Origin of the sequence: Photobacterium kishitanii (genome assembly GCF_000613045.3) — a bacterium.
Taxonomy (GTDB): domain Bacteria; phylum Pseudomonadota; class Gammaproteobacteria; order Enterobacterales; family Vibrionaceae; genus Photobacterium; species Photobacterium kishitanii.
In genome coordinates this window covers 2,709,981-2,734,405 of record NZ_LN794352.1, presented here as the reverse complement: position 1 = coordinate 2,734,405, position 24,425 = coordinate 2,709,981, and the positions used below count along the sequence as shown (strand labels likewise).

The 24,425-nt window shown below is 40.5% G+C and carries 18 protein-coding genes, 3 tRNA genes, 1 rRNA gene and 1 other RNA gene; 15 read left to right on the top strand and 8 right to left on the bottom strand.

All coding sequences use genetic code 11. The annotated features are described in order from the left end of the window. Positions 1-102 precede the first annotated feature (102 nt). Together PPBDW_RS12770 and PPBDW_RS12765 are read left to right on the top strand one after the other, a co-directional pair. Positions 103-3,150, top strand: a complete 3,048-nt coding sequence (locus PPBDW_RS12770) for an anti-phage-associated DUF1156 domain-containing protein (RefSeq protein WP_036795920.1) — start codon at positions 103-105, stop codon at positions 3,148-3,150. A gap of 41 nt (positions 3,151-3,191) precedes the next feature. Further along, positions 3,192-5,936 carry a phospholipase D-like domain-containing anti-phage protein gene (locus PPBDW_RS12765; protein WP_036795919.1) on the top strand — a complete coding sequence of 915 codons (2,745 nt, stop codon included), beginning with the start codon at positions 3,192-3,194 and terminating at the stop codon, positions 5,934-5,936. A 136-nt stretch (positions 5,937-6,072) separates the two neighbouring features. Here PPBDW_RS12765 and PPBDW_RS12760 read toward each other — a convergent pair whose 3' ends face one another. The 4 genes from PPBDW_RS12760 to smpB all read right to left on the bottom strand — a co-directional run bounded on the left by PPBDW_RS12760 (position 6,073) and on the right by smpB (position 9,764). Then, positions 6,073-7,281, bottom strand: coding sequence for an IS256 family transposase (locus PPBDW_RS12760; RefSeq protein WP_036795918.1), 1,209 nt, complete (start codon positions 7,279-7,281; stop codon positions 6,073-6,075). Positions 7,282-7,381: 100 nt separating this feature from the next. Next, positions 7,382-8,620, bottom strand: coding sequence for an integrase domain-containing protein (locus PPBDW_RS12755; RefSeq protein ID WP_036795916.1), 1,239 nt, complete (start codon positions 8,618-8,620; stop codon positions 7,382-7,384). A 186-nt stretch (positions 8,621-8,806) separates the two neighbouring features. Continuing rightward, positions 8,807-9,176: a transfer-messenger RNA gene (gene ssrA / locus PPBDW_RS12750) on the bottom strand. Positions 9,177-9,287: 111 nt separating this feature from the next. Next, a complete protein-coding gene (gene smpB, locus PPBDW_RS12745) occupies positions 9,288-9,764 on the bottom strand; it encodes an SsrA-binding protein SmpB (protein WP_036795915.1) in 477 nt (158 codons plus the stop codon). Between the two features lie 205 nt (positions 9,765-9,969). On the opposite strand from smpB, the gene PPBDW_RS12740 reads away from it, so the two are divergent. Further along, positions 9,970-10,404, top strand: coding sequence for an SRPBCC family protein (locus PPBDW_RS12740; RefSeq protein ID WP_036795914.1), 435 nt, complete (start codon positions 9,970-9,972; stop codon positions 10,402-10,404). After that, a complete protein-coding gene (locus tag PPBDW_RS12735) occupies positions 10,394-10,702 on the top strand; it encodes an RnfH family protein (protein ID WP_036795913.1) in 309 nt (102 codons plus the stop codon). The genes PPBDW_RS12740 and PPBDW_RS12735 overlap by 11 nt, the downstream gene beginning before the upstream one ends. A 91-nt stretch (positions 10,703-10,793) precedes the next feature. Here the strand turns inward: PPBDW_RS12735 and bamE are convergent, their stop codons facing one another. From bamE to nadK, 3 genes are all read right to left on the bottom strand, one after another. Next, complete coding sequence (bamE, locus tag PPBDW_RS12730) at positions 10,794-11,150, bottom strand: outer membrane protein assembly factor BamE (RefSeq protein ID WP_036795911.1); 357 nt, start codon at positions 11,148-11,150, stop codon at positions 10,794-10,796. A gap of 170 nt (positions 11,151-11,320) precedes the next feature. Then, complete coding sequence (recN, locus tag PPBDW_RS12725; protein ID WP_036795910.1) at positions 11,321-12,988, bottom strand: DNA repair protein RecN; 1,668 nt, start codon at positions 12,986-12,988, stop codon at positions 11,321-11,323. Positions 12,989-13,169: 181 nt separating this feature from the next. Next, positions 13,170-14,051: an NAD(+) kinase gene (nadK, locus tag PPBDW_RS12720; protein WP_036795909.1), complete on the bottom strand. Its 882-nt coding sequence runs from the start codon at positions 14,049-14,051 to the stop codon at positions 13,170-13,172. 194 nt (positions 14,052-14,245) lie between these two features. Here nadK and grpE point away from each other — a divergent pair, with 194 nt between their 5' ends. The 3 genes from grpE (at position 14,246) to dnaJ (ending at position 18,251) form a co-directional block, all read left to right on the top strand. Further along, positions 14,246-14,860: a nucleotide exchange factor GrpE gene (gene grpE, locus PPBDW_RS12715; RefSeq protein WP_036795907.1), complete on the top strand. Its 615-nt coding sequence runs from the start codon at positions 14,246-14,248 to the stop codon at positions 14,858-14,860. A gap of 236 nt (positions 14,861-15,096) precedes the next feature. Beyond that, positions 15,097-17,010: a molecular chaperone DnaK gene (dnaK, locus tag PPBDW_RS12710; RefSeq protein WP_036795906.1), complete on the top strand. Its 1,914-nt coding sequence runs from the start codon at positions 15,097-15,099 to the stop codon at positions 17,008-17,010. 98 nt (positions 17,011-17,108) lie between these two features. Then, positions 17,109-18,251 (top strand): molecular chaperone DnaJ, encoded by a 1,143-nt coding sequence (gene dnaJ / locus PPBDW_RS12705; RefSeq protein ID WP_036795905.1) that lies wholly within the window; start codon positions 17,109-17,111, stop codon positions 18,249-18,251. Positions 18,252-18,445: 194 nt separating this feature from the next. On the opposite strand, the gene PPBDW_RS12700 is transcribed toward dnaJ, so the two are convergent. Then, positions 18,446-18,841 carry a type IV pilin protein gene (locus PPBDW_RS12700; RefSeq protein WP_036795903.1) on the bottom strand — a complete coding sequence of 132 codons (396 nt, stop codon included), beginning with the start codon at positions 18,839-18,841 and terminating at the stop codon, positions 18,446-18,448. A 135-nt stretch (positions 18,842-18,976) separates the two neighbouring features. Here PPBDW_RS12700 and PPBDW_RS12695 point away from each other — a divergent pair, with 135 nt between their 5' ends. The 8 genes from PPBDW_RS12695 (at position 18,977) to PPBDW_RS12660 (ending at position 24,140) form a co-directional block, all read left to right on the top strand. Further along, a complete protein-coding gene (locus PPBDW_RS12695; RefSeq protein WP_054262076.1) occupies positions 18,977-19,531 on the top strand; it encodes a GspH/FimT family pseudopilin in 555 nt (184 codons plus the stop codon). Continuing rightward, positions 19,518-20,114 carry a PilW family protein gene (locus PPBDW_RS12690; protein WP_036795902.1) on the top strand — a complete coding sequence of 199 codons (597 nt, stop codon included), beginning with the start codon at positions 19,518-19,520 and terminating at the stop codon, positions 20,112-20,114. The genes PPBDW_RS12695 and PPBDW_RS12690 overlap by 14 nt, the downstream gene beginning before the upstream one ends. Further along, positions 20,114-21,370, top strand: a complete 1,257-nt coding sequence (locus tag PPBDW_RS12685; protein ID WP_054262075.1) for a hypothetical protein — start codon at positions 20,114-20,116, stop codon at positions 21,368-21,370. Before PPBDW_RS12690 ends, PPBDW_RS12685 begins: the two co-directional genes overlap by 1 nt. Continuing rightward, positions 21,360-21,791 (top strand): type IV pilin, encoded by a 432-nt coding sequence (locus PPBDW_RS12680; protein ID WP_036795901.1) that lies wholly within the window; start codon positions 21,360-21,362, stop codon positions 21,789-21,791. The genes PPBDW_RS12685 and PPBDW_RS12680 overlap by 11 nt, the downstream gene beginning before the upstream one ends. 409 nt (positions 21,792-22,200) lie before the next feature. Further along, a 16S ribosomal RNA gene (locus PPBDW_RS12675) occupies positions 22,201-23,746 on the top strand. A gap of 99 nt (positions 23,747-23,845) precedes the next feature. After that, a tRNA-Glu gene (locus tag PPBDW_RS12670) sits at positions 23,846-23,921 on the top strand. Between the two features lie 26 nt (positions 23,922-23,947). Next, a tRNA-Val gene (locus PPBDW_RS12665) sits at positions 23,948-24,023 on the top strand. Positions 24,024-24,064: 41 nt separating this feature from the next. Then, a tRNA-Ala gene (locus PPBDW_RS12660) sits at positions 24,065-24,140 on the top strand. Positions 24,141-24,425: the final 285 nt, after the last annotated feature.

The window sequence follows — 24,425 nt, the reverse complement described above, 5'->3', positions numbered from 1 at the left end:
ATAGCACAGGGGGGACTAAAACAGCTCCGTTTCCTGATTGTACCTAAGAAATTATAAAACGACCGTTAATTAACGGTCGTTTTATTTGGAGATAAAAATTAAATGGTAGAACTAAAACCTTTTGCGCTAAAAGATGCTCCAGCACTTATAGAAGCAGTATTTCCAGCACAAAAAATTTCTTTTGAAGCACAAAAAGAAAGAAAATCTGGTGCTGGGCAAACTATGACTGCTTTGGGTTCATACTGGAAAGGCCGTAAGCCCTTAATTTTAGTGAGATCGATAGTACTAGGAAGTTTGTTACCGCAATCAAATGATATCGAAAAAGATTTAGAAATATTTGAGTTATTAATGGGTTTTGATGACGAAAGTCTTTCACGAAGAGCTCTGATACAAAATGTACTTAAACCTAAAGATTTTTCAACCAGTATTACAATAAATAATCCTTGGCAGTATTTTGCATACACGATTAAAGATTCAAATTTAACGGCTGAAGAAGTCGATTCTTGGGGGTTCCCTAAAGATTTGGATACACTGGGAGTTACAATTCGATGGCGCCGAGATATTAAATTAGAACATAAGTTGTCTCTGTATAGAAAATATATTATCAGCTTAGATAGTTATGAAGCTAAATCAACTTTATGTAAGAGACCTGAAGAGGTCAAACAAGAATGGTTATATGAGCCATCCTGGAACATTATTAATGAATATTATCAGCATTTAGGCATTAACGCTAAATCACATCAAGAATTAATAGAGCAATTAGGGATTCTCCGTTTTGGTCGTCGCCCTCGTGTTGGTGATACATTTTCAGGAGGGGGATCTATACCTTTTGAAGCGGCTAGGCTTGGTTGTGATGTCAGTGCATCAGACTTAAACCCTATTGCATGCATGCTAACATGGGGTGCTCTAAATATTATTGGTTCTCCAGAAGAAACACGTAAAGAAATTGAAAATGATCAGAAGCTTGTTGTAAAACTAGTAGATCAAGAAATAACTAAACTTGGCATTGAACATGATAAAGATGGTAATAGAGCAAAAACTTTCTTTTATTGTTTGGAGGCGCGATGTCCGGAAAGCGGATGGCTTATACCTTTATCGCCAAGTTGGGTGATTTCTAAAGCCCATAAGGTAATTGCTGTTCTTACTCCGAATAAATTAACAAAATCTTTTAATATAGATTTAGTACATAACGCAAGTGATGAAGAATTTCGTAAAGCGCTAAATGGAACTATCCAAAAACAAACGATGGTTTATGAACTGGATGGGAAGACTTTTAGAACACCGATTAAAACTCTTAGAGGTGACTATAAAGATGCTGCAGGCATAACTAAATCAAATTTGAGGGCGTGGAGTAAAGAAGATTTTATTCCACGTAAGGATGATATTTTTCAAGAAAGATTGTATGCCATTCACTGGATGACAAAGGCCTCCCTAAGTAAGCCAAGACAAGAAACATTTTTTACTGCTGTTTCTAAGGAAGACGAGAAGAAAGAGTTAATAGTAAAAAAATTGGTACAAGAAAACCTAGCTTCTTGGCAGGAGCAGGGGTTGGTATCTGATATGGCTATAGAATCTGGTTACAATACAGATCAACCAAAACGAGAACGTGGCTGGACATATTGGCATCACATGTTTAACCCTCGTCAACTTATAAATATTGCTTTATTTCTAGGAAAAGCTCGTCAGCATTCAAAAAATCTTGCGACAGTCCTTTCATTTTCACCTGATGGAATACAACGCGGTAGTAGGTTATGTCGTGTTGATGTATACCCTGGGCCAGGGCGAATGCCTAAAGTGATCGAGACATTTTCTGACCAAGTATTAAATCCACTGTACAACTATGGAGTTAGAGGTTGGTTTTATTGGGAACCGGTTTTTGAGGGTGCAAAAGATATTCATGATAGACAACCTATATTGGATTGTATTCAAAAGAGTATCGTTTCAAGAGAAGCATCAAAAGTAGATGATTTTTGTGATTATTGGATTACAGATCCTCCATACGCAGATGCTGTTAATTATCATGAAATAACAGAGTTCTTTATCGCATGGTTAAGGAAGTCTCCTCCCAAGCCCTTCGATGAATGGACATGGGACTCTCGACGCGCTTTGGCTATTAAAGGCTCTGGTGATAACTTCCGTAAAGGAATGGTCGATGCTTATAAAGCTATGGCAGATCACATGCCAACTAATGGTATGCAATGCGTGATGTTTACTCACCAAGATACTGGCGTATGGTCAGATATGGTAGGCATATTTTGGGCTGCTGGATTGCAGGTAGTTGGTGCTTGGTATATTGCTACTGAAACCACATCAGAACAGAAAAAGGGCGGCTATGTTCAAGGCACTGTAATTTTGATGTTACGTAAGCGCTCTGCTGGTGAAAAGATGGGCTTTAAGCAACGATTATTACCTGCTGTGCGTGCAGAAGTGAAGAATCAAATAGAAACCATGATGCATCTTAACGATAACGTGAAAGATAAAATGGGTGAGCCTGTGTTTAATGATTCAGACTTGCAGATGGCAGGTTATGCTGCGGCTCTTAAAGTATTGACATCTTATACGAATATTGGCGGTGAAGACGTAACCTCTTTTGCCTTACGTCCTCGAACAAAAGGTGAAGTAACTGTCGTTGATGAAATTGTTCAGCAAGCGGCAGAAGCGGCAAATAGTTTATTAGTCCCTGAAGGATTAGGTATAGATACGTGGCAAAAACTAAGTGGTATTCAACGTTTTTATTTAAGAATGATGGATATTGAAACCACCGGGGCGGGTAAGCTTGATAATTATCAAAACTTTGCTAAAGCATTCCGTGTTGGGGATTACACTAGTGTAATGGGAAGTATGGCTGCAAATAATGCTCAACTGAAACGTATTCCTGAGTTTGTATCTCGTGACTTAATAGATAGTAATGAGATAGGTCCAACTTGGTTGGGGCAGCTTATTATTGGATTACAGCAGTTGTTAGCTGAAGTAGAACCTCAAACAGTTATCAATCAGTTACAGAACGCTCTCCCTGATTTTATAGAGATTCGTGGATTGCTAATTGATGTACTTAAGTTCATCGAAAACAAAGCTCCAGAGCAAGCTACACGTGATGTAGCGGAAGTGTTAGGTGCTCGTTTACGAAATATGCGTGCTTTAGGTAACTAATTGATGGAGTACTCCAAGGACGGAGTAAAGGAGAATAAGAAATGGCGATTAGACGGTTTTCTTCTCGAACTCATCGGTTAGACAGTAGTTTTTTACTTGAAAACTTAAAAGGAGCACGTAGTTATAAACGTATTGCAGGTTATTTTACGAGTTCTTTATTTGAGGTTGCTCATGAGCTTATAGAAGCAATCCCTGATGTGAAAATTGTCTGTAATGTGGATATTCATCCTGATGATTTGAAGATAGCCCAGCTACGTGAATCTAAAATGATTGGTCGTTGGAATGAGCTTGATATAGAGTCAGAAGCATTACTGAACCGTGATCGCTATCGTAGACTTGATAGCTTTTTAGCTAAACATGGACAAGTTATTCGAGTTGCACCGGATAGCGTATGTGGCTTTCTTCACGGTAAGGCTGGAGTGATTGAATGCGCGGATGGTCGTAAACTGGGCTTCATTGGCTCAATGAATGAAACAAGCCGCGGTTGGCAAAGACACTATGAGATCCTTTGGGAAGATGATTCACCTGAAGGGGTCGCATGGATTGAGGAAGAATTCGATTACTTATGGAATGCAGCTCGGCAATTGCCTGATGCTGTAATTCGAGAAGTAAAGCGTCGTGGTTATCGTCGAGAGATTGTGTTTGATGAAATCGAGGATGAAGATGATATAGCACCTGCTGCTTTAATTGAATCGCCTCTTTATCGTCAGGGGTTTTCATTGCAACCCTGGCAACAAGGTTTTGTAAGTGAGTGTATTCGCCATTACCGTAATCATGGCATCGTACGTTTACTTATTGCTGATGAAGTTGGTTTAGGTAAGACGTTATCAATGGGGACCGCAGCACTTAGTCTTTGCCTTCTTAGTGATAAAGAAAACAAAAAACGAAAGCCTGTTATTATTTTTGCTCCTGCTACATTGTGTGAGCAGTGGCAAACTGAAATGATAGATAAGTTAGGTATTCCTTGTGCTCGGTGGCATACACAAAAAAAAGCTTGGATTGATTCAGATGGGCGGGTGATTTCACCTACGGGACAATCGTTTATAGCTAAGTGTCCTTTACGAATAGGCATTGTATCTACTGGTTTAATGATGCAAGAGTCTTTAGAAAAAGAGTATTTATTAGGGCTCCGGTTTGGTCTTTCTATTTTAGATGAGGCCCATAAAGCAAGGAGTAGACAAGGATTTGGAAAAGATGCAGGTACCCATAATAAGTTACTTGCTTTTATGCGTGATGTAGCAGAACGTTCAGACCATGTCTTATTAGGAACAGCAACACCAATTCAAACTCGACCTGAAGACCTATGGGATTTAATGGGAATATTACATCAAGGCGATGGTAATTTTGTGTTAGGGAATAATTTGGCTAAATGGCATCGACCAAAAGAAGTCTTACCTATTTTATCCGGTGAGCAACATGTCAGTGAGCCGAGTTTTGCTTGGGAGTTGTTACGTTCACCTTTGCCTATGGTCGATTCGAGTAATGATCAACATTCGAGAAAGTTATTTCGTTCGATACGAGAAGATCTTGAACTGCTAAATGATCGAAAATCGGATATTAAAAACCCTATAACAGATTTATCAGAAGACTCTAGAGATTATTTGGAAGATGAGCTTGATCGAGATATTGCAGGAGCTAGCTTCTTTCAGAGAGAGAACCCATTTGTTCGTCATATAGTGTTACGTAAACGTGTAACATTGGAAGATGCTAATCTACTTCCTCGTATTGGTGTTGATGTTCATCCTGATAGAAAATTAGTGAAAAAAGAACATAAATTTAGCAGTTTATTTGAAGGGAAGGCTCTACGAACGAGTGAAGAATTTCGTCAAGCTTATACTGAAGCACGTCATTTTGGTAAAGCACTTGCTCAAAGCGGAAAGGGCAGTGGTTTTATGAAGAATCTGATGGAGCAAAGAATTTGCTCAAGTATTGTTGCAGGGTTGAATACAGCAAGAATGTTGCTTGAAGGTCGAACTCTTCAAGAGGAAAGTGATGAGCAAGATATAGAATTAAAGGTTGAAAGCCCTGAAGAGAAAGCTGTACTGGAGCGCATGATCTTGAGGCTCGAAAGTATTGATGAAGATCCAAAACTTCGCGCAGTATTGCATTACTTAGAGCTGGAGGATTGGCTTAAACATGGCGTAATTATTTTTAGTCAATACTACGATACAGCGAAATGGATTGCCGATGCATTAGCGGATAGATATCAAGATCAAGCTGTAGGATTATACGCAGGTGCAGGGCGGAGCCGATTATACCAAAAAGGTGATAGTGTAAATATTGAGCGTGAAACATTAAAGCGAATGGTTGCAGAACATCAATTAGAAATAATGGTTGCTACTGACGCAGCATGTGAAGGCTTGAACTTACAAACTTTAGGCACATTGATAAATGTCGATCTACCTTGGAATCCGACTAAGCTCGAACAAAGAATTGGTCGTATAAAACGTTTTGGTCAAGTACGCGATAAAGTTGATATGTTGAATTTGGTCAACGAGCAAACTGTTGATGAGAAAGTTTATGAAAAACTTTCTGAACGTATGAAAGATAGATACAGTTTATTCGGTTCTTTACCAGATACAATTAAAGATGAATGGATTGAAGATATCGAGACTTTGGGTGAGAAAATGGATGAATATATCAATGCCCAAAAGAAAGCTAATGGTTTTGATCTTCGATATACATCAACAATGTCACCTTCAGATAAAAATTGGCGGGATTGTACAAATGTTTTGTCGCGACGCTACTTTAGCGAATTGATGACTTCAGGTTGGAATGAGTCATAAGTGATGTAATAATAATTAGAGAATGAGATTGTGGAAAAGGGTTCAACGTTAGAACCCTTTTAAGGGGAAAATCATCTTTGTGAGAGATTTTACCTATGATGATAGGACCCTGTAAATAATTCTGTGTAATTACCTTTTACAGGTGATCTTTTAAACGGTCTTCAAATTCAATAATAAAACGGTTCATCGCTGCTTTCCAATTATGAATTGGCATCGACCATTTTTTTGATGCTGAACGAATTGCCAAATAGATGACTTTTTTAGCCGAGTCATCACTTGGAAATACTTTTCGGTTTTTAATCGCTTTACGAATAACACTATTCAGTGACTCAATAGCGTTCGTTGTATAAATCGCTTTTCTGATATCCTTTGGATATCTGAAAAACGTATTTAAATTTTCCCAATTATTTACCCATGACCTTGATATTTGAGGATATTTTTCATCCCAACGTTCTGAAAAAGTATCTCGTTCTATAAGTGCTATTTCTTCAGTATCTGCCTGATAAATTCGTTTTAAATCTGCGGTTACTGCTTTGTAATCCTTCCAGGATACAAATCGTAGTGAGTTCCTTATCATGTGGACGATACAGAGTTGGATATGTGTTTCTGGATAAACAGTATTAATTGCATCAGGAAAGCCTTTAAGGCCATCTACACAAGCAATTAAGATATCTTCAACGCCTCGGTTCTTTAATTCAGTTAAGACATTAAGCCAAAACTTAGCACCTTCATTTTCAGCGAACCACAAACCTAATAATTCTTTTTCTCCATCAAGATTAATTGCTAAAGCGAGAAAAACCGCTTTATTAATTACACGGTTATCTTGACGGATTTTAACCACAATACAGTCTAAATAAACAATGGGATAAAGACTGTCTAATGGTCTATTTTGCCATTCATTGACTTCGTCAATGACGGCGTTAGTAACTTTGGATATTAGTGTTGGTGAAATGTCTGCATTATACATTTCTTTAAACGAATCAACGATATCACGTGTTGTCATGCCTCTAGCGTAGAGACTTAGAATCTTGTCATCCATCGATGTAAAACGTGTTTGATTTTTCTTAACCAATTGTGGTTCAAAACTACCTTCACGATCTCTTGGTGTATCGAGTTCAAATTGCCCATCTTCTGTTTTTAAAGTCTTAGTTGATGAACCATTTCGATAGTTTATTGAGGTGTCTTTCTGATTTTTTTCATAACCCAAATGTTCATCAAGTTCTGCATTAAGAGCAGCTTCAACTGTGATTTTAGTGAGCATTTGGCTGAAATCGAGGAGATCTTGATGAGATTTCAAACCTTTTGCAGCTTCCTTTGCAAAGGCTTCAAGTTCTTGCTTGGTCATAATTACCTATCCTTAATATGATTAAGTTAATGATAGGCAATTACACTGATTTTGGGACAGGGTCGATGATAGGTCTATAAAAAGTCCTGCAATAAGTTAACTAGATTACTTTCAACTGTTTCATTCCCGTCACAGACAGGCTGCCTTGTGCAGCCTCGTCTATATGCCCGCTCCACCAGCTCATCATTGGAATACGTCTTTCTAAATAATCAGTACGGTTATAAGCACTACGTACTTGATTATCATCAACGTGCGCTAATGCAGCTTCAATTAAGTCAGCTTCAAAGCCTTGCTCGTTAAGCGTAGTACTTGCAAGTGAGCGTAGGCCATGACTAACCAGCCTTCCCGCAAAGCCCATTCGTTTAAGAGCCATGTTTGCCGTTTGGCTGTTACACGGTTTTAATGGATCTCTATCTGATGGAAATACAAACTCACGATGCCCACTAATGGGCTGCATTGTTTCAAGTAGAGCTAATGCTTGTTCAGTCAATGGAATACGGTGTTCACGACGTTTCTTCATTCGCTCAGGTGGAATTGACCATATCTTAGTATCTAGATCTATCTCATCCCAACGAGCCCCTGAAGCCTCTGCGGGGCGTGTCATGGTATGTAATTGCCATTCAAGTAAACAACGGGTTGTGCGTTTTATTGAAGCGTTAGCAATAGCACTCATTAACTCTGGTAACTCTTCAGGTTTAAGTGATGCCATGTTTTCTTTCTTTGGCTTCTTAAATGCCGCTTTTATACCACTAAGTGGATTAGAAAGTACTAAGCCACAGTTGACCGAGTAGTTCATGATCTCGTTAAGGCGCTGAGTTAAACGTTTTACAGTTTCTAAGCTGCCTTTGGCTTCAATAGGTCGAAGAATGCTAATAATAATCGGAGCTGTAATTTGTGAAACAGGAGTGTTAGCCAGTTTAGGAAAGATATGTTTTTCTAATGAGCGCCAAATATCTTCAGCGTAGTTAGGAGTGATTGTTTCTTTCTTTAATTCAAACCAATCTGATGCAACATTAGTTAGTGTGTGCTTGCTAACTTTTTGATCATCTAATTTTTGTTGTTCACGATATTCTTTAGGATCTATGCCTTGAGAAACGAGAGATCGTGCTTCTATGGTGTATTTTCTTGCTTGAGCTAAAGAGAGTTCAGGAAAAGCACCAAAGCCCATATTTACTCGTTTCTTAGTAAGAGGCTGGCGATAGTTGAAGTTCCATAGGCGAGAGCCATTGGTACGGACACGAAGTTGTAAGCCGTCACCGTCAGAGAGTACATAATCTTTCTCTTTTGGTTTAGCGTGTTCGATTTGTTTTTGGTTGAGTCGTACTGCCTTAGTGCCCATGGTGACTAGCCTCCGCTGCTAATGGTATTCCAAAATTGTACTCCAAAAAGCTTGGAATACCACGTGGAATACCAAAATGTGTGGATGCTGGTGGACGGTAATGGATACTACAGATACAAAAAAGCCCCCTAAACCAGTGGTTTAGGAGGCTTTTAGGACACCCTAGGATGTCTTCGTATACGAATTTGGTGGAGCTGGCGGGATTTGAACCCGCGTCCAAAATCAGTCTAACAGATGGCGCTACATGTTTAGTCAATCTTTATTCTCGTATCGTCACTGCGAATTGACACGCTATGCTAATACATACCAGAATTCTATTTCGCGGTTCATCTCTCTAGTCAAAGAATCCCTCGCTATCTCGTTTGGGTTTGAACCCCTGTTATTCCCCGTCTTACAAGCGGAAGCTAGGGCAGGAGCGCTCTTAGCAGGGTATTAAGCTGCTAGTGCGTAGTTTTCGTCGTTTGCGACTATTTTTTTGCGGCTGTTTAACGAGGCAAACCGCACCTCGACATGCTCCACAAGCCTTCGTGATCCTGTCGAATCCTGAATCAGCCCCAGATGCATTCGATGTTAGCAGAATATTTAACTAGGTCAATAGCTATATTGTAATTCACTCACCAAGTGATTGATTACTATTCAAATGCTAACATCGTGTTGCATAGGTTGCTTAACGGTTATTGCCTTTCATGATACGAGCTTTATCACGTTGCCAATCTTTGGCTTTGCTATCAGCACGTTTATCATGCAATTTCTTACCACGAGCAGTACCGATTTTCACTTTTACAAATGAAGTACTCCAGTACATAACTAAAGCGACGATGGTATCGCCTTCGCGGTTAACCGAATCTTCTAGCTTTCTCAGTTCACGACGGTTAAGCAATAGCTTACGTACGCGGGTTGGATCAGCGACTACGTGAGTTGATGCTGCATTTAATGGCGCAATGGTTAAACCTGAAATAAAGGCTTCACCGTTACGTAAGAAAACATAACTTTCGGTCATATTTACTTTACCGTCACGGATGGCTTTTACTTCCCAACCCTGTAATACCATACCAGCTTCGTATTCGTCGCCGATGGCAAATTCAAAACGAGCGCTTTTATTTTTTGCAATAGTATTGCTACTTTGCTTTGGTTTTTTAGCCATGTTGACCTCGTAGAGTCATTGTTGCAGTCCCAGAACAAAATCTAATATCGGTGATTTTTCTGGTCGAATAAGCTATTGACGTTACCATAATACCGCTAGATGGTAACTGTTATTTTGGTCGATAGCCCAGTAATGGTATCATTGACTAAACGCAGCGAATAGATTTTATCTTCAGGGTGAGGATGTGTTCGATGAAGGAGAAGCTATGCCACAAATTAGTCGTTCGGCACTGGTGCCTTTTAGTGCACAACAAATGTTTAACTTGGTGAATGATGTTGAATCTTACCCAATGTTTTTACCCGGCTGTGCGGGCAGTAAAATCATTGAAAGTTCGACCAGCCATATGATGGCCTCAGTTGATGTAGCCAAAGCTGGTATACGTAAAACATTTGTCACGCATAATAAATTGGTTGATTTTAATCAAATTCAAATGCAGTTAGTGGATGGTCCTTTTCGAAAATTAGTTGGCGGATGGACATTCACTGAACTTGATGCAACAGCTTGTAAAATTGAATTAAATTTAGAATTTGAATTTACTAGCGGCTTAATTGATGTTGCCTTTGGTAAAATTTTTCGTGATCTGACCAGTAATATGGTGCAAGCGTTCACACAGCGAGCAAGAGAAGTTTATGCATTCTGATCAACCCTTAATTCATGTTGAGGTAGTTTATGCACTGCCTAACGTACAGCGAGTATTAAAGCTCGCTGTTGTTGCTGCGACTCCCATTCAGGCGATTATTGAGCAATCGGGTATTTTAACTATGTACCCTGAGATTGACCTCAAGACCAATAAAGTTGGTATATATAGTCGTAATGTGAAATTAGATGCGACAGCTCGCGATGGGGATCGGATTGAGATTTATCGTCCGTTAATTGCAGATCCGCGTGAGATCCGCCGTAAACGCGCAGAACAAGCAAAAAAAGACGCTGAAAAGTAGCGCTTCTTTTTATAGTAGACAACAAAAAGCTCGCCATTTATTAGCGAGCTTTTTTTATTTTTTGAAAACAACTATTTTCTATGGAGTCTGATTAATTCATTGGATCCATGAAGTTAGGACCTTGCTTGTAATCACCTTTCATACTAACAAGCTGTGCCTGTTGGTTGAAAGTTAAGAACAAGTTCTTTTGAACCGGCTTATCATGACCATTTTGTTCGTAGAAAATGTAGTTCCATGTGTTGGGGTAACTTGGGTCGACTAACATAGGCGTACCCAGCACATATTGAACTTGTGTTTTCGTCATGCCAACACGCAAGGTATTAACACTTTTCTGTTCTACATAGTTGCCTTGGTCAATATCAATACGATAAACCAAACGTTCAGCGACCGAACAGCCGCTAAGTAAGCCCAACACTAAGGTTAGGGCTGCAATGTTTTTCCAACTCATAGCATCCTGGCTTTTTAGCTTTAACTGCTGCGATGATAAACAAGCTCTTGGCAGAAGTAAAAAGCGGTAAAGAAAAAAAGTAATATATTTTGATATTCGACTACTACTGTCAGCAATAGTTGCATCAATGTTTTAGTTTATTTCATATTCGCGCAAGATGCGAAATTAAATCAAGCCGCAACCAGTAGTTCTTTGGCATTTGCGAGTGTGCGTTCAGTAATTTCACTGCCGCCAAGTAGACGGGCTAGCTCTGCGATACGATCATCGGTACTTAATGGACGCATCTGAGTTTCAGTCTGACCATCAGTGGTTTTCTTGGCAACAAACATTTGTTGATGACCACAACCAGCGACTTGCGGTAAGTGAGTTACACACATGACTTGCGTTGATTTGCCCAGCTTTCGCAGCATCTTGCCAACAATAGCCGCTGTTGGACCACTAATACCGACATCCACTTCATCGAAAATTAAACTTGGAGTTTCAACTTTTTGAGCCGTGATCACTTGAATTGCGAGTGAGATACGTGAAAGTTCACCACCAGAAGCGACTTTGCCTAATGGCTGTAATGGTTGGCCTGGGTTAGTTGATACTAAGAAATTAATACTGTCATAGCCTAATGGACTTAGCATTCGTTCTGGATCGCTAGTGAGCGCAATTTCAAATTCACCGTGTTCCATACTTAACATGTGCATGCTTTCGGTAATTTTTTGATCTAACTCTTTGGCGTAACGCTGACGACTTTTACTTAATTTTTCCGCCGCTTCGATACATTGTTGGCGCAGAGATTCGACATTAGCTGCCATATCTTCTAAACGTTCATCACTGCAATCAAGATTTTCAAGTTCTTTAAGTAAATCATGATGTTTTTGGTAAAGCTCTGCTGGCATAACGTAGTGCTTACGTGCCATTGACATGATTTTAGCTAAACGCTCTTCAAGATAAATTAATCGATGCGGGTCCATATCTAAGTTATCAAGGTAGCTACGTAACTCTTGGCTAGCCTCTTGAACTTGAATGATCGCTTCTTCAAGCATCTGCGGAATAGCACTTAAATTGCTGTCGTATTCCCCAAGATTGTTAACTTGTTGGCAAGCGAGTTGTAGTAATTGCAATGCATTACCATCATCGTTGTCATAAAGAACAGACAGCGCAGTTTGACTTGAAATAGCCAGTTCCCCTGAATTTGAAAGACGTTTATGTTCTTCTTCAATTTCAGTGAATTCTTCTTCGCCTAACGCTAATTCATCCAGCTCTTTTACTTGGTATTGCAATAATTGTTTTTGGGCTTCGTTTTCATCACGGCTTTGAGTTAAACGTTTTAGCTCATTATGTGCTTGACGCCAGCGTTGGTAAGCACTGCGAGTACGATCGATTAGTAAGTGATGACCAGCATATTGATCTAGCATATGCTGTTGATATTCAGGGCGCATTAGTTGTTGATGAGCATGCTGACCATGAATATTAATCAGTAGTTGGCCTAAGGCTTTTTGTTGCGATGCAGGAACAGGGCTGCCATTAATAAAGCCACGTGAACGGCCTTCTTTGGTGATCACTCGGCGCAAAATACATTCTTCACCATCACTGAGCTCATTATCTTCGAGCCAACGTCGAGCCGCTTGGTTATTGGCTAATAAAAAGGCAGCTGAAATTTCAGCTTTATCTTCATTCGGTCGTACCATTGAGGCTTCAGCGCGATCGCCTAAGCATAAACCTAATGCATCAATCGCAATAGATTTACCCGCACCGGTTTCACCTGTAATAGTGGTCATTCCCGGTTTTAGTTCAAATTGAAGAGTTTTGACAATAGCAAAGTTAGAGATCGTCATATGCGCGAGCATTGTGTTCACCTGTTTAAATCAACACCTGTTTTTTCATACAGTATATACTGTATCTATAACCAGTAAAGTACTGGGGTGATAATTATTCAGATAAAATGTGACTTAGATTAACTTTTTTGCACTGTTATAAAAAAACCAGCAGATAAAGATGCTGGTTTTTAGAGTGGAATTGTCGTTTAGCTTAAAATAATCGGCTTGACCAGCCTAGTTTTCCGCGTAGTACATTGTAGTAACTGTAATTTTTCGGATGAATTAATTGCAGACGGTCTTCGCTTTGATAGATATGAATTTCATCCCCAGGGCTTACAGGCAGTGAGACTTGACCATCACAACTTACCTCTAAGGTGCTGCCATTATTGGGTGAAACCAGCAGTTTGATACAGCGATCACCATCTACGACCAGTGGACGAGATGAAAGGGTGTGAGGAAACATCGGTACTAAAGCAATAGCATTTAAACTGGTTGATAGAATTGGGCCGCCACCAGAAAGAGAGTAAGCTGTTGAGCCGGTTGGGGTAGCAATGATTAATCCATCAGAACGTTGTGAGAACGCAAAGCAGTCATCAATATAGACTTCAAACTCAATCATGTGAGCAATTTTATCTGGGTGTAATACTGCTTCGTTTAATGCCGCATTACGGCTTTTAATTTGACCATTGCGATGCACCTCAGCTTCTAACAGAAACCGATCTTCTTTTATAAACTCACCCGCAAGCACTAACTGTAATTGTCGCTCAAAATCATCAGGATCAAGATCGGTAAGGAAACCAAGGTTGCCACGATTAACACCAATAACAGAAATATCAAATCGAGATAATACTCGTGCAGCACCTAACATATTGCCATCACCGCCAACAACAACGGCAAGATCTGCTTTATCACCAATGGTGAGTAAATCACAAAAACAATGCTCAGGTACGTCAATATCGTTGACTAACCGATGATCGACTAACACGTTATAACCTTGTGCAGTTAACCACTCGTAAAGGCTAGAGTGCGTTTGTAATGCCTCCGGATTACGAGGTTTGCCAATTAACGCGATAGTATCAAAAATACGCTTCATGTCCTTGTTCCGACAAATGATGGTGGGTCAGTATAGCCTTAGAAAAAACAACTTGTCGTGGTTTGTTGTCAATATTGGCTTGAATCATTGAACTTCATCCCCATAATATGCTCAAGACTGTTCTAAAAGTAGCGCTTATCCAATTAGGCTACTGAGTGAATAAATACCCTTTTATCTTGGCGGAGAACCAACGCATGACTAACAAAAACCACAATGTACAGGATGAGCAGCTAAATGACGCAGTTGAAGCTGTAGAAGTTGAAGCTGTCGAGGGTGAGTTTGTTGAATCTGAGCAAGAATTATATGCAGCTCGTATTGCTGAACTAGAAGCAGCTCTATTAGCAAAAGATGCAGAAGTTAATGAAGTAAAAGATGCGGCATTACGTGCACGCGCTGAAGGCGAAAACGTTCGTCGTCGTTCTGAGCAAGAAATTGATAAAGCGCGTAAATACGCATTGAACAAATTTGCTGAAGAGCTATTGCCAGTTATTGATAATCTTGAACGTGCTATTGAAATGGCAGACAAGAATAACGAAGCAACTAAAGCAATGATGGAAGGTGTTGAGCTTACATTGATGACCATGACATCCACAGTAGCTAAATTTGGTTTAAAAGTGATTGACCCACAAGGTGAAACTTTTAATCCTGAGTTCCACCAAGCGATGGCAATTCAAGAAAGCACTGAATTTGCACCAAATACCGTTATGGCTGTAATGCAAAAAGGTTACGAGCTAAATGGCCGTGTGATCCGTCCTGCAATGGTGATGGTATCAAAAGCTGCTGCGGGTAATGTGAATACTCAAGCGTAATTTGCAACAGATGATTCAAGGTTTACTTGATGATGTCGCAAAATAAAGCCCACTTCGGTGGGTTTTTTTATTTTTTTGCATTTTTTTTGGGGTCTCCCCTTGAAAAGCAGTCTGGCGACCTTATCTAGTAGTCATAAGACATTAAATGTATTTGTCACGGGGTTATCCCGAACCGCTAACCCATTTGTTATTTTGGGTGTAGTTAAGAACATATAACGAATTTCGGAGATTGTCTGATGGGTAAGATCATTGGTATTGACTTAGGTACAACTAACTCTTGTGTAGCAGTACTTGACGGCGACAAGCCACGTGTAATTGAGAATGCAGAAGGCGAGCGTACAACAGCATCAGTTGTTGCATACACGCAAGATGGCGAAACGTTAGTTGGTCAACCAGCAAAACGTCAGGCGGTAACAAACCCTGAAAACACATTATTCGCTATCAAGCGTTTAATCGGTCGTCGTTTTGAAGACGAAGAAGTTCAGCGTGATATCGAAATCATGCCTTACAAAATTGTTAAGGCTGACAACGGTGATGCATGGGTAGAAGCGAAAGGCCAAAAAATGGCTGCTCCTCAAGTATCAGCTGAAATTCTTAAGAAAATGAAGAAAACTGCTGAAGACTTCCTGGGCGAACCAGTAACTGGCGCAGTTATCACAGTTCCTGCATACTTTAACGATGCACAGCGTCAAGCAACTAAAGATGCTGGCCGTATCGCAGGTCTAGATGTTAAACGTATCATCAACGAACCAACAGCAGCAGCTCTAGCTTACGGCCTAGACAAGCAAGGTGGTGATCGCACTATCGCTGTTTACGACCTTGGTGGCGGTACTTTTGATATCTCAATCATTGAAATTGATGAAGTTGAAGGCGAGAAAACATTTGAAGTTCTAGCAACTAATGGTGATACACACCTTGGTGGTGAAGACTTTGATACACGTCTAATCAACTACTTAGCAGACGAGTTTAAGAAAGATCAAGGTATCGATCTTAAGAAAGATCCTCTAGCTATGCAGCGTCTAAAAGAAGCAGCAGAAAAAGCTAAAATCGAACTATCTTCTGCACAGCAAACTGATGTGAACCTACCTTACATCACTGCTGATGCAACTGGTCCTAAGCACATGAACATCAAAGTGACTCGTGCAAAACTAGAATCTCTAGTTGAAGACCTAGTTCAACGTACTCTTGAGCCGCTAAAAGTAGCTATCTCAGATGCTGGTCTTTCTGTTAGCGACATCAACGACATCATCCTTGTTGGTGGTCAGACTCGTATGCCAATGGTTCAGGCTAAAGTAACTGAATTCTTCGGCAAAGAGCCACGTAAAGACGTTAACCCTGATGAAGCTGTAGCTGTAGGTGCTGCTGTTCAAGGTGGTGTACTTGCTGGTGATGTTAAAGACGTTCTACTTCTAGACGTTACTCCACTATCTCTTGGTATTGAAACCATGGGTGGCGTGATGACTAAACTTATCGAGAAGAACACAACTATCCCAACAAAAGCGAACCAAGTGTTCTCTACTGCTGAAGATAACCAAAACGCGGTAACAATCCACGTTATTCAAGGTGAGCGTAAGCAAGCAAGCTTCAACAAGTCTCTTGGTCAGTTCAACCTAGAAGGTATTCAAGCTGCACCACGTGGTATGCCACAAATCGAAGTTACTTTTGACCTTGATGCGGATGGTATCCTAAACGTATCAGCTAAAGATAAGACTACTGGTAAAGAGCAGAAGATCACTATTCAAGCGTCTGGCGGTCTAAGCGATGCTGACATCGAGAAGATGGTTCAAGAAGCTGAAGCTAACAAAGAAGCTGATAAGAAGTTTGAAGAGTTAGTAACTGCTCGTAACCAAGCTGACCAACTTGTTCACGGTACTCGTAAGCAAATTGAAGAAGCTGGTGATGCACTTCCTGCTGATGAGAAAGCAAAAATCGAAGTTGCTGTTGCTGAACTAGAAGAAGCACGCAAAGGCGAAGATAAAGAAGCAATCGACGCGAAAGTTCAAGCGGTTGTTGCTGCATCTCAAAAGCTAATGGAAATCGCTCAACAGAAAGCACAAGCACAACAAGCTGATGGTGCTGGTGAGCAACAAGCTAAGCAAGACGACGATGTTGTTGACGCTGAGTTTGAAGAAGTTAAAGACAACAAATAAGAACGTTAACTATTATTAGTTAACATCTTGTTTAAATTACGGGCGTTTGAGGTTACTCTAACGCCCGTAACTATATCTAGCTAGGTGACAATCAAGTTATGTCGAAACGTGATTTATACGAAGTGTTAAGTGTGGCTCGTGACGCAAGTGAGCGTGACATTAAAAAAGCTTATAAGCGCTTAGCAATGAAGTTCCACCCCGACCGTAACCAGGGTGATGCGGAATCTGCTGAGAAATTCAAAGAAGTGAAATACGCTTATGAAATTCTAACAGACGACCAAAAACGCGCTGCTTACGATCAATACGGCCATGCAGCCTTTGAACAAGGTGGTATGGGCGGTGGCGGCGGCGGCTTTGGCGGCGGTGCAGACTTCAGTGACATCTTTGGTGATGTGTTTGGTGATATCTTTGGTGGTGGCGGTGGCCGTCGTCAACAACGCGCGCAGCGTGGTTCAGATCTTCGCTACAACATGGAACTGACGTTGGAAGAAGCTGTTCGCGGTTGTTCGAAAGAAATCCGTGTTCCAACTTTAGTTGGTTGTGATAGCTGTGATGGTTCAGGCGCTAAAAAAGGTTCATCTGCAACAACGTGTGGTACCTGTCATGGTGCTGGTCAAGTGCAGATGCGTCAAGGCTTCTTTGCTGTTCAACAGACTTGTCCACACTGTCATGGTCGTGGTCAAATTATCAAAGATCCATGTGATAAGTGCCATGGCGAAGGCCGTGTAGAAGAAACCAAAACGCTATCAGTTAAAATTCCTGCGGGTGTTGATACCGGTGACCGTATTCGCTTAAGTGGCGAAGGCGAAGCTGGAGAACAAGGTGCACCAGCAGGCGACTTGTACGTTCAAGTGCATGTTAAAGAACACCACATTTTCCAGCGCGAAGGTAATAACCTACATTGTGAAGTACCAGTAAGTTTCACAATGGCAGCATTGGGTGGCGAAGTTGAAGTACCAACACTTGATGGCCGTGTCAGTTTGAAAGTGCCTGCTGAAATGCAAACGGGCCGTATGTTCCGTATGCGTGGCAAAGGTGTTGATTCTGTTCGTGGCGGTTTACGCGGTGATCTTATCTGTAAGTTGGTGGTTGAAACCCCAGTACATTTAAGCAAGCGTCAAAAAGAGTTGCTACAAGAACTAGAAGAAACGTTTGGCGGTAAAGATGCGAGTAAGCACAAGCCAAAATCAGAAGGTTTCTTTAACGGCGTAAAAAAGTTTTTCGACGATTTAACCAACTAATTCGTCGCAAAAAAGAATAAATAAAAGCCGCTATTCGCACATGCTAATAGCGGCTTTTTTGTAGCTCAATATCGTCATTTCCTAAACCATAACGAGAATGATGCGGGTTATTATCCGTCGTCTCGGAAGGGAGGTACGAGCTATCCGTGATCTACTTATCACGCGTTTGAGCATAAAAGAAGCCAGTGAAAATATTACCAACAACCTTCAGGTGAACCTTTACTGGTTTGATTAAGTTCTAAAGTTGAGCACTCATCGTTTGTTTGCGCCAGTTTTGGTAGCGCTTTTATCGTGTAGTTAACCGTTGTCGCTTCAATCTCATAATCATAACGTTCATCATTGGCACAAGCAGGACATAACGAGCTAATGATTTGAGAATGATCAATACCATCGAAAACTGAATAATCTTCTCCTCCTGTACGTTTACTCTCCATTGCTAGCTGGATCATTATTAAATCCGTCATTGCTTGAGTACGATGGCCTTTTAGTACATAAGATTGGTACGAAGGATAGGCAATCGCAGTTAAGACTCCAATGATAGCCACTGCAATCAACATTTCGATCAGCGTCACGCCTTTTTGTTTAATCATCTTCCGTAATCTCTTAAATATTCGAATTGACTCGATAACTGATTGATATCCTAACGGTGCTATTTTGCGGTGATGATAAACTCCCGATCAAGTTGTTCTTGGTGAAGAAGAATAACGTTAACAGGGATTTGGGGAATGGCTCGCGAAATTATCACGCACTTTCATTACATACATCATACCGGTGACAGTCAGCGAGGATTTACTTTGTTGGAATTGGTTTTTACCGTAGTGATCATGGGGATTATTATTGCAATGGCAGCCCCGCGTTTTAATGGTTTAATTGAATCGAATAAAGCCAAGCGGTTAGCAACAGAAATCGAGTGGTTATTGGTGCAAGCCAAATCAGAAGCGGTGATGCGTGGGGTTAAGGTGTATGTTGAAAGTAGTGCACCAACAAGTCTACTTACTCGATCTATAGCCCCATGGGCTATTAGTGCTGAATTAGAGTCAGAACTCACTGTTTTATCATCAATAGAATCAAGTTCGTTTTCTGGTGTAGTGATAACTAACACTAGCAACCTCAATCGATTTTATTTTGATCCTATCTACGGTAGACCCAGTGCAAATGGTAGTTATAGCTATAGCATCGGTGACTATAAGCTTAAAACAACTATATATACCATTACAGGGCGTATTTATACCTGCTTAGAAGCAGACTCTAAAAAGTTGAGCAGTTATGAGAAATGCTAATCAAGGTTTTAGTTTAATTGAATTACTTATTGCATCATCGGTAGGTTTAATTGCAATAGCTGTAGTAGGTTCGGTTTTTTTATCGGGTTATCAAGCATCTAATAAGCGTTCATTAGAATTATTACTTCAACAAGATGTGAATGATGCTTTTCGACTCATCAAAGAAGATGTACTACGAGCAGGATATGTATCTGGTGGTCGTTCTAGTTTGAAAATATCAGGAGCAGATAATGTTGTTTATGTAAATGTCACTAATAATTGCTTAGCTTATGTTTATGATGCTACTGATGGCCGTAAATATAATGAATTTATTTATAACGATAAAGATAAAAAATTAGTTTATCGCTCGTCGAATGATGAAATAACAGTTTTAAATGCATGCTCTTTATCTCGATCCCGATCTTATTCATTAATTTATGATAAGCAGATTAGTGTAGATAAATTTGGAATTTTAAATAAACCGATTAGCTCTGCTAGTGCCACCAGTCAATTAATTAAAATTACTCTTGCTGCGCATTTAAATAATGATATCGCAGTGAGTACAGCGAAGTCGATTCAGATTAAAACAAGGAATTGGCAATAATGAATAAGCATCAGCAGTCAGGGATGACGACATTATTAATTATTAGTATGTTATTAATTGTGGCGTTGTTATTTTCATTGGCGTCATATAAGAACTTATTTTATCAGATTAAGCGTACTCAAAATGAAGTCTTAGCCAGACAAGCACATTGGGCTGCTGAAGGTGGGCTGGAGTGTGGCTTTACAGAAATCAGTAATAATTCAGATGTAAATACAAATTTAGATGTGTGTAATAGATTATTTGGTAAACAGCCATTAACTCTCGAAATTATCATGAATGATGATAAATCAGTATTAACATCAAAGACTGATAATGATTATAAAAAAATAACCAAAACAATAGTTGCTGGTGGTGTAAAAAGTAGCGGTGTTATAAAAAGTTCTGCTGATCTATATTTTAATGGTGAGTCTAGCATTTTTCCAGATCCAAATAATAAAGCTGCAGATCTTTCATGGGAATGTAGTTTATTAAGATATAAAAATAATATTTACTTACATAAAAGTGGGACTAAAGTTAATAACATTGAATTTGAAGGTGCTTCTACACCACCAATAGCTGGATTTGATTTAGAAAAAAATAAATGTATACCTGAATTTAAAACAGTTAATGCTAAAAAGAGAGATGACTTTGAAAGTGATATAACATTAGATTCTTCATTAGATTTGTTTAAAGAAACTTTTGGTGTAGATCGTTCTCAGTGGCAGATAGTAAAGGATAAAGTTTTTGTTGATGGTAATGAAAGTCGTGAGACTAAGTGTATAGATAAAATAACAACAAGCATAACAGCAGAAAAAAGACATGTATGGATTGAAGGTGACTGTAAGTTAGATGGTACTGATCTGTCCTTATTACCCCAAGAACATGGGAATGATAAAGGTATCTTTATTTTAATTCATAATGGTGTATTAGAAATGAATGGTTCTGCTGTTTATAAGGCAGTTATATATCATTTTAATCATGAATATGTTCCTTCTGGTAATAAATGGATCGGAACTTTTTTAGATGGCAGACAATTTCCTGATACCTATATGACTAGTGACAATGATTCTTTTGATAAAGAAGCTTTTGGTAAAAAGGTAGTTGCTCATATCACTGGTTCACATCGACCAACTGGTGGGTTTATGTTTGATACGCCAGAACAAGTAACTTACTTTCAATATGCAGGAATGCTTACTTATGATGGAGAATTAATAACTGATTTATTGGCACCATTTAGTAAGCCTCGTTGGCAACAAGGATCTTGGCATGACTTCTAATATCAAAATAGCAAAAGGCTTTAGTCTATTAGAGGTGGTGATTGCTCTTGGTGTGCTTGTTGTTGGGGTATTGGGGCTGGTTAAGATACAAGCCTATATGGAAGTAAAAGCACAAAACGCATTAAAGACTTTAGATGCGCTTCATATAGCAGAAGCGCAGATGGAGTTTTATCAAACCCGCACCAGTAATATCAGTGGTGCTACTGGTTTGATTGCTTTTGAAAACATGACTGCACCAATTAATTGTCAGCAATCAATGGTGAGTGGAACTAATTATACGCTTACTTGCGATGCTGATACTTTATCGCTATCTGATGCACTACGAATTATTAATGTTACAGTCAGTTGGAGTGATCGCCGTGGTGTCTCGCAGGCAGTATCTCTCAAAACCGCCATTTCTAAATACAGTGAATTTGATTAAACAACGGCTATCATCGCTAAAAAGACATAATTTAATCCAAATTAAATCATTTTGAATGAAAAGTGTTCGAACGTTTTTTTTTTTATTAAAAAACTATTGTCAGCCAATAAAATCTCCTTATAATGCGACCTCACTGACACGGACAACGGCGCAAGCAGTTACCGAAAGTCAGTATTGTTCTTTAACAATTTGACCATGCAATCTGTGTGGGCACTCACTGAATAGTTAAGTCGAAAGATTTATCAATAAACTGAGTGACCAAAACAAAATGACGCAAGTTATTTTGGCACAGTTATTTAATTATCATTTTTTAAATGATAAAAAGCTTTAATTTACATTCTTTATTTATAAAGAAAAGGTATTTAAAGTCAGTATTTATTGAGCCGTTTCGAAAGAAACAACAAAACTTTAATTGAAGAGTTTGATCATGGCTCAGATTGAACGCTGGCGGCAGGCCTAACACATGCAAGTCGAGCGGTAACAGAAAAAGAAGCTTGCTTCTTTTGCTGACGAGCGGCGGACGGGTGAGTAATGCCTGGGAATATACCCTGATGTGGGGGATAACTATTGGAAACGATAGCTAATACCGCATAATCTCTTCGGAGCAAAGAGGGGGACCTTCGGGCCTCTCGCGTCAGGATTAGCCCAGGTGGGATTAGCTAGTTGGTGGGGTAATGGCTCACCAAGGCGACGATCCCTAGCTGGTCTGAGAGGATGATCAGCCACACTGGAACTGAGACACGGTCCAGACTCCTACGGGAGGCAGCAGTGGGGAATATTGCACAATGGGGGAAACCCTGATGCAGCCATGCCGCGTGTATGAAGAAGGCCTTCGGGTTGTAAAGTACTTTCAGTTGTGAGGAAGGCGTTGGAGTTAATAGCTTTAGCGTTTGACGTTAGCAACAGAAGAAGCACCGGCTAACTCCGTGCCAGCAGCCGCGGTAATACGGAGGGTGCGAGCGTTAATCGGAATTACTGGGCGTAAAGCGCATGCAGGCGGTCTGTTAAGCAAGATGTGAAAGCCCGGGGCTCAACCTCGGAACAGCATTTTGAACTGGCAGACTAGAGTCTTGTAGAGGGGGGTAGAATTTCAGGTGTAGCGGTGAAATGCGTAGAGATCTGAAGGAATACCGGTGGCGAAGGCGGCCCCCTGGACAAAGACTGACGCTCAGATGCGAAAGCGTGGGGAGCAAACAGGATTAGATACCCTGGTAGTCCACGCCGTAAACGATGTCTACTTGAAGGTTGTGGCCTTGAGCCGTGGCTTTCGGAGCTAACGCGTTAAGTAGACCGCCTGGGGAGTACGGTCGCAAGATTAAAACTCAAATGAATTGACGGGGGCCCGCACAAGCGGTGGAGCATGTGGTTTAATTCGATGCAACGCGAAGAACCTTACCTACTCTTGACATCCAGAGAATTCGCTAGAGATAGCTTAGTGCCTTCGGGAACTCTGAGACAGGTGCTGCATGGCTGTCGTCAGCTCGTGTTGTGAAATGTTGGGTTAAGTCCCGCAACGAGCGCAACCCTTATCCTTGTTTGCCAGCACGTAATGGTGGGAACTCCAGGGAGACTGCCGGTGATAAACCGGAGGAAGGTGGGGACGACGTCAAGTCATCATGGCCCTTACGAGTAGGGCTACACACGTGCTACAATGGCGTATACAGAGGGCTGCAAGCTAGCGATAGTGAGCGAATCCCACAAAGTACGTCGTAGTCCGGATTGGAGTCTGCAACTCGACTCCATGAAGTCGGAATCGCTAGTAATCGTGAATCAGAATGTCACGGTGAATACGTTCCCGGGCCTTGTACACACCGCCCGTCACACCATGGGAGTGGGCTGCACCAGAAGTAGATAGCTTAACCTTCGGGAGGGCGTTTACCACGGTGTGGTTCATGACTGGGGTGAAGTCGTAACAAGGTAGCCCTAGGGGAACCTGGGGCTGGATCACCTCCTTACCTAAAGACTTATGCTGTTTTATGCAGTGTCCACACAGATTGCTTGGTCGAAATGTAAAAGAACATCTAAGTTATCCCATAACTTAGACAAAAAACTTAGTCCCGTTCGTCTAGAGGCCTAGGACACCGCCCTTTCACGGCGGTAACAGGGGTTCGACTCCCCTACGGGACGCCACTTCTTTTCATCGGAAGTAAAACGATGGGCGATTAGCTCAGTTGGGAGAGCACCTCCCTTACAAGGAGGGGGTCACTGGTTCGAGCCCGGTATCGCCCACCACTTTCTTTGAATAGAACTTCTCCTAAGAAGTAAAACTTGATGGGGTTATAGCTCAGCTGGGAGAGCGCCTGCCTTGCACGCAGGAGGTCTGCGGTTCGATCCCGCATAGCTCCACCACTTTCTAAATACATTCGAAAGAGTGTGCTTAGAAAGTGGATTTTCATCGTTTAAGATGACAAAAACACATGTTCTTTAACAATCTGGAAAGCTGACTAGTAAATTCAATCGAAAGATTGATTTTAAAAAATGTTTTTATCTTCGGATAAAAACGAGTTCTCAAAACATACACATTCAAGTGTCTGTGTTTGGTTTCACTTTTTAAAGTGAAGACAAATAATGAGTCCGGCGAAAAACCAATGTTTAATATTTTCTTGATCGGATTATTAAACGCAAACCTTGGTT

What these genes read in the sequence shown, in the direction of transcription:
- PPBDW_RS12755 (WP_036795916.1), bottom strand. Translation starts at nt 8,620, where the DNA reads ATGGGCACTAAGGCAGTACGACTCAACCAAAAACAAATCGAACACGCT.
- grpE (WP_036795907.1), top strand. Translation starts at nt 14,246, where the DNA reads ATGACTAACAAAAACCACAATGTACAGGATGAGCAGCTAAATGACGCA.
- PPBDW_RS12700 (WP_036795903.1), bottom strand. Translation starts at nt 18,841, where the DNA reads ATGATTAAACAAAAAGGCGTGACGCTGATCGAAATGTTGATTGCAGTG.
- dnaJ (WP_036795905.1), top strand. Translation starts at nt 17,109, where the DNA reads ATGTCGAAACGTGATTTATACGAAGTGTTAAGTGTGGCTCGTGACGCA.
- PPBDW_RS12680 (WP_036795901.1), top strand. Translation starts at nt 21,360, where the DNA reads ATGACTTCTAATATCAAAATAGCAAAAGGCTTTAGTCTATTAGAGGTG.
- recN (WP_036795910.1), bottom strand. Translation starts at nt 12,988, where the DNA reads ATGCTCGCGCATATGACGATCTCTAACTTTGCTATTGTCAAAACTCTT.
- PPBDW_RS12760 (WP_036795918.1), bottom strand. Translation starts at nt 7,281, where the DNA reads ATGACCAAGCAAGAACTTGAAGCCTTTGCAAAGGAAGCTGCAAAAGGT.
- nadK (WP_036795909.1), bottom strand. Translation starts at nt 14,051, where the DNA reads ATGAAGCGTATTTTTGATACTATCGCGTTAATTGGCAAACCTCGTAAT.
- bamE (WP_036795911.1), bottom strand. Translation starts at nt 11,150, where the DNA reads ATGAGTTGGAAAAACATTGCAGCCCTAACCTTAGTGTTGGGCTTACTT.
- PPBDW_RS12770 (WP_036795920.1), top strand. Translation starts at nt 103, where the DNA reads ATGGTAGAACTAAAACCTTTTGCGCTAAAAGATGCTCCAGCACTTATA.
- PPBDW_RS12695 (WP_054262076.1), top strand. Translation starts at nt 18,977, where the DNA reads ATGGCTCGCGAAATTATCACGCACTTTCATTACATACATCATACCGGT.
- PPBDW_RS12685 (WP_054262075.1), top strand. Translation starts at nt 20,114, where the DNA reads ATGAATAAGCATCAGCAGTCAGGGATGACGACATTATTAATTATTAGT.
- PPBDW_RS12765 (WP_036795919.1), top strand. Translation starts at nt 3,192, where the DNA reads ATGGCGATTAGACGGTTTTCTTCTCGAACTCATCGGTTAGACAGTAGT.
- PPBDW_RS12740 (WP_036795914.1), top strand. Translation starts at nt 9,970, where the DNA reads ATGCCACAAATTAGTCGTTCGGCACTGGTGCCTTTTAGTGCACAACAA.
- PPBDW_RS12735 (WP_036795913.1), top strand. Translation starts at nt 10,394, where the DNA reads ATGCATTCTGATCAACCCTTAATTCATGTTGAGGTAGTTTATGCACTG.
- dnaK (WP_036795906.1), top strand. Translation starts at nt 15,097, where the DNA reads ATGGGTAAGATCATTGGTATTGACTTAGGTACAACTAACTCTTGTGTA.
- PPBDW_RS12690 (WP_036795902.1), top strand. Translation starts at nt 19,518, where the DNA reads ATGAGAAATGCTAATCAAGGTTTTAGTTTAATTGAATTACTTATTGCA.
- smpB (WP_036795915.1), bottom strand. Translation starts at nt 9,764, where the DNA reads ATGGCTAAAAAACCAAAGCAAAGTAGCAATACTATTGCAAAAAATAAA.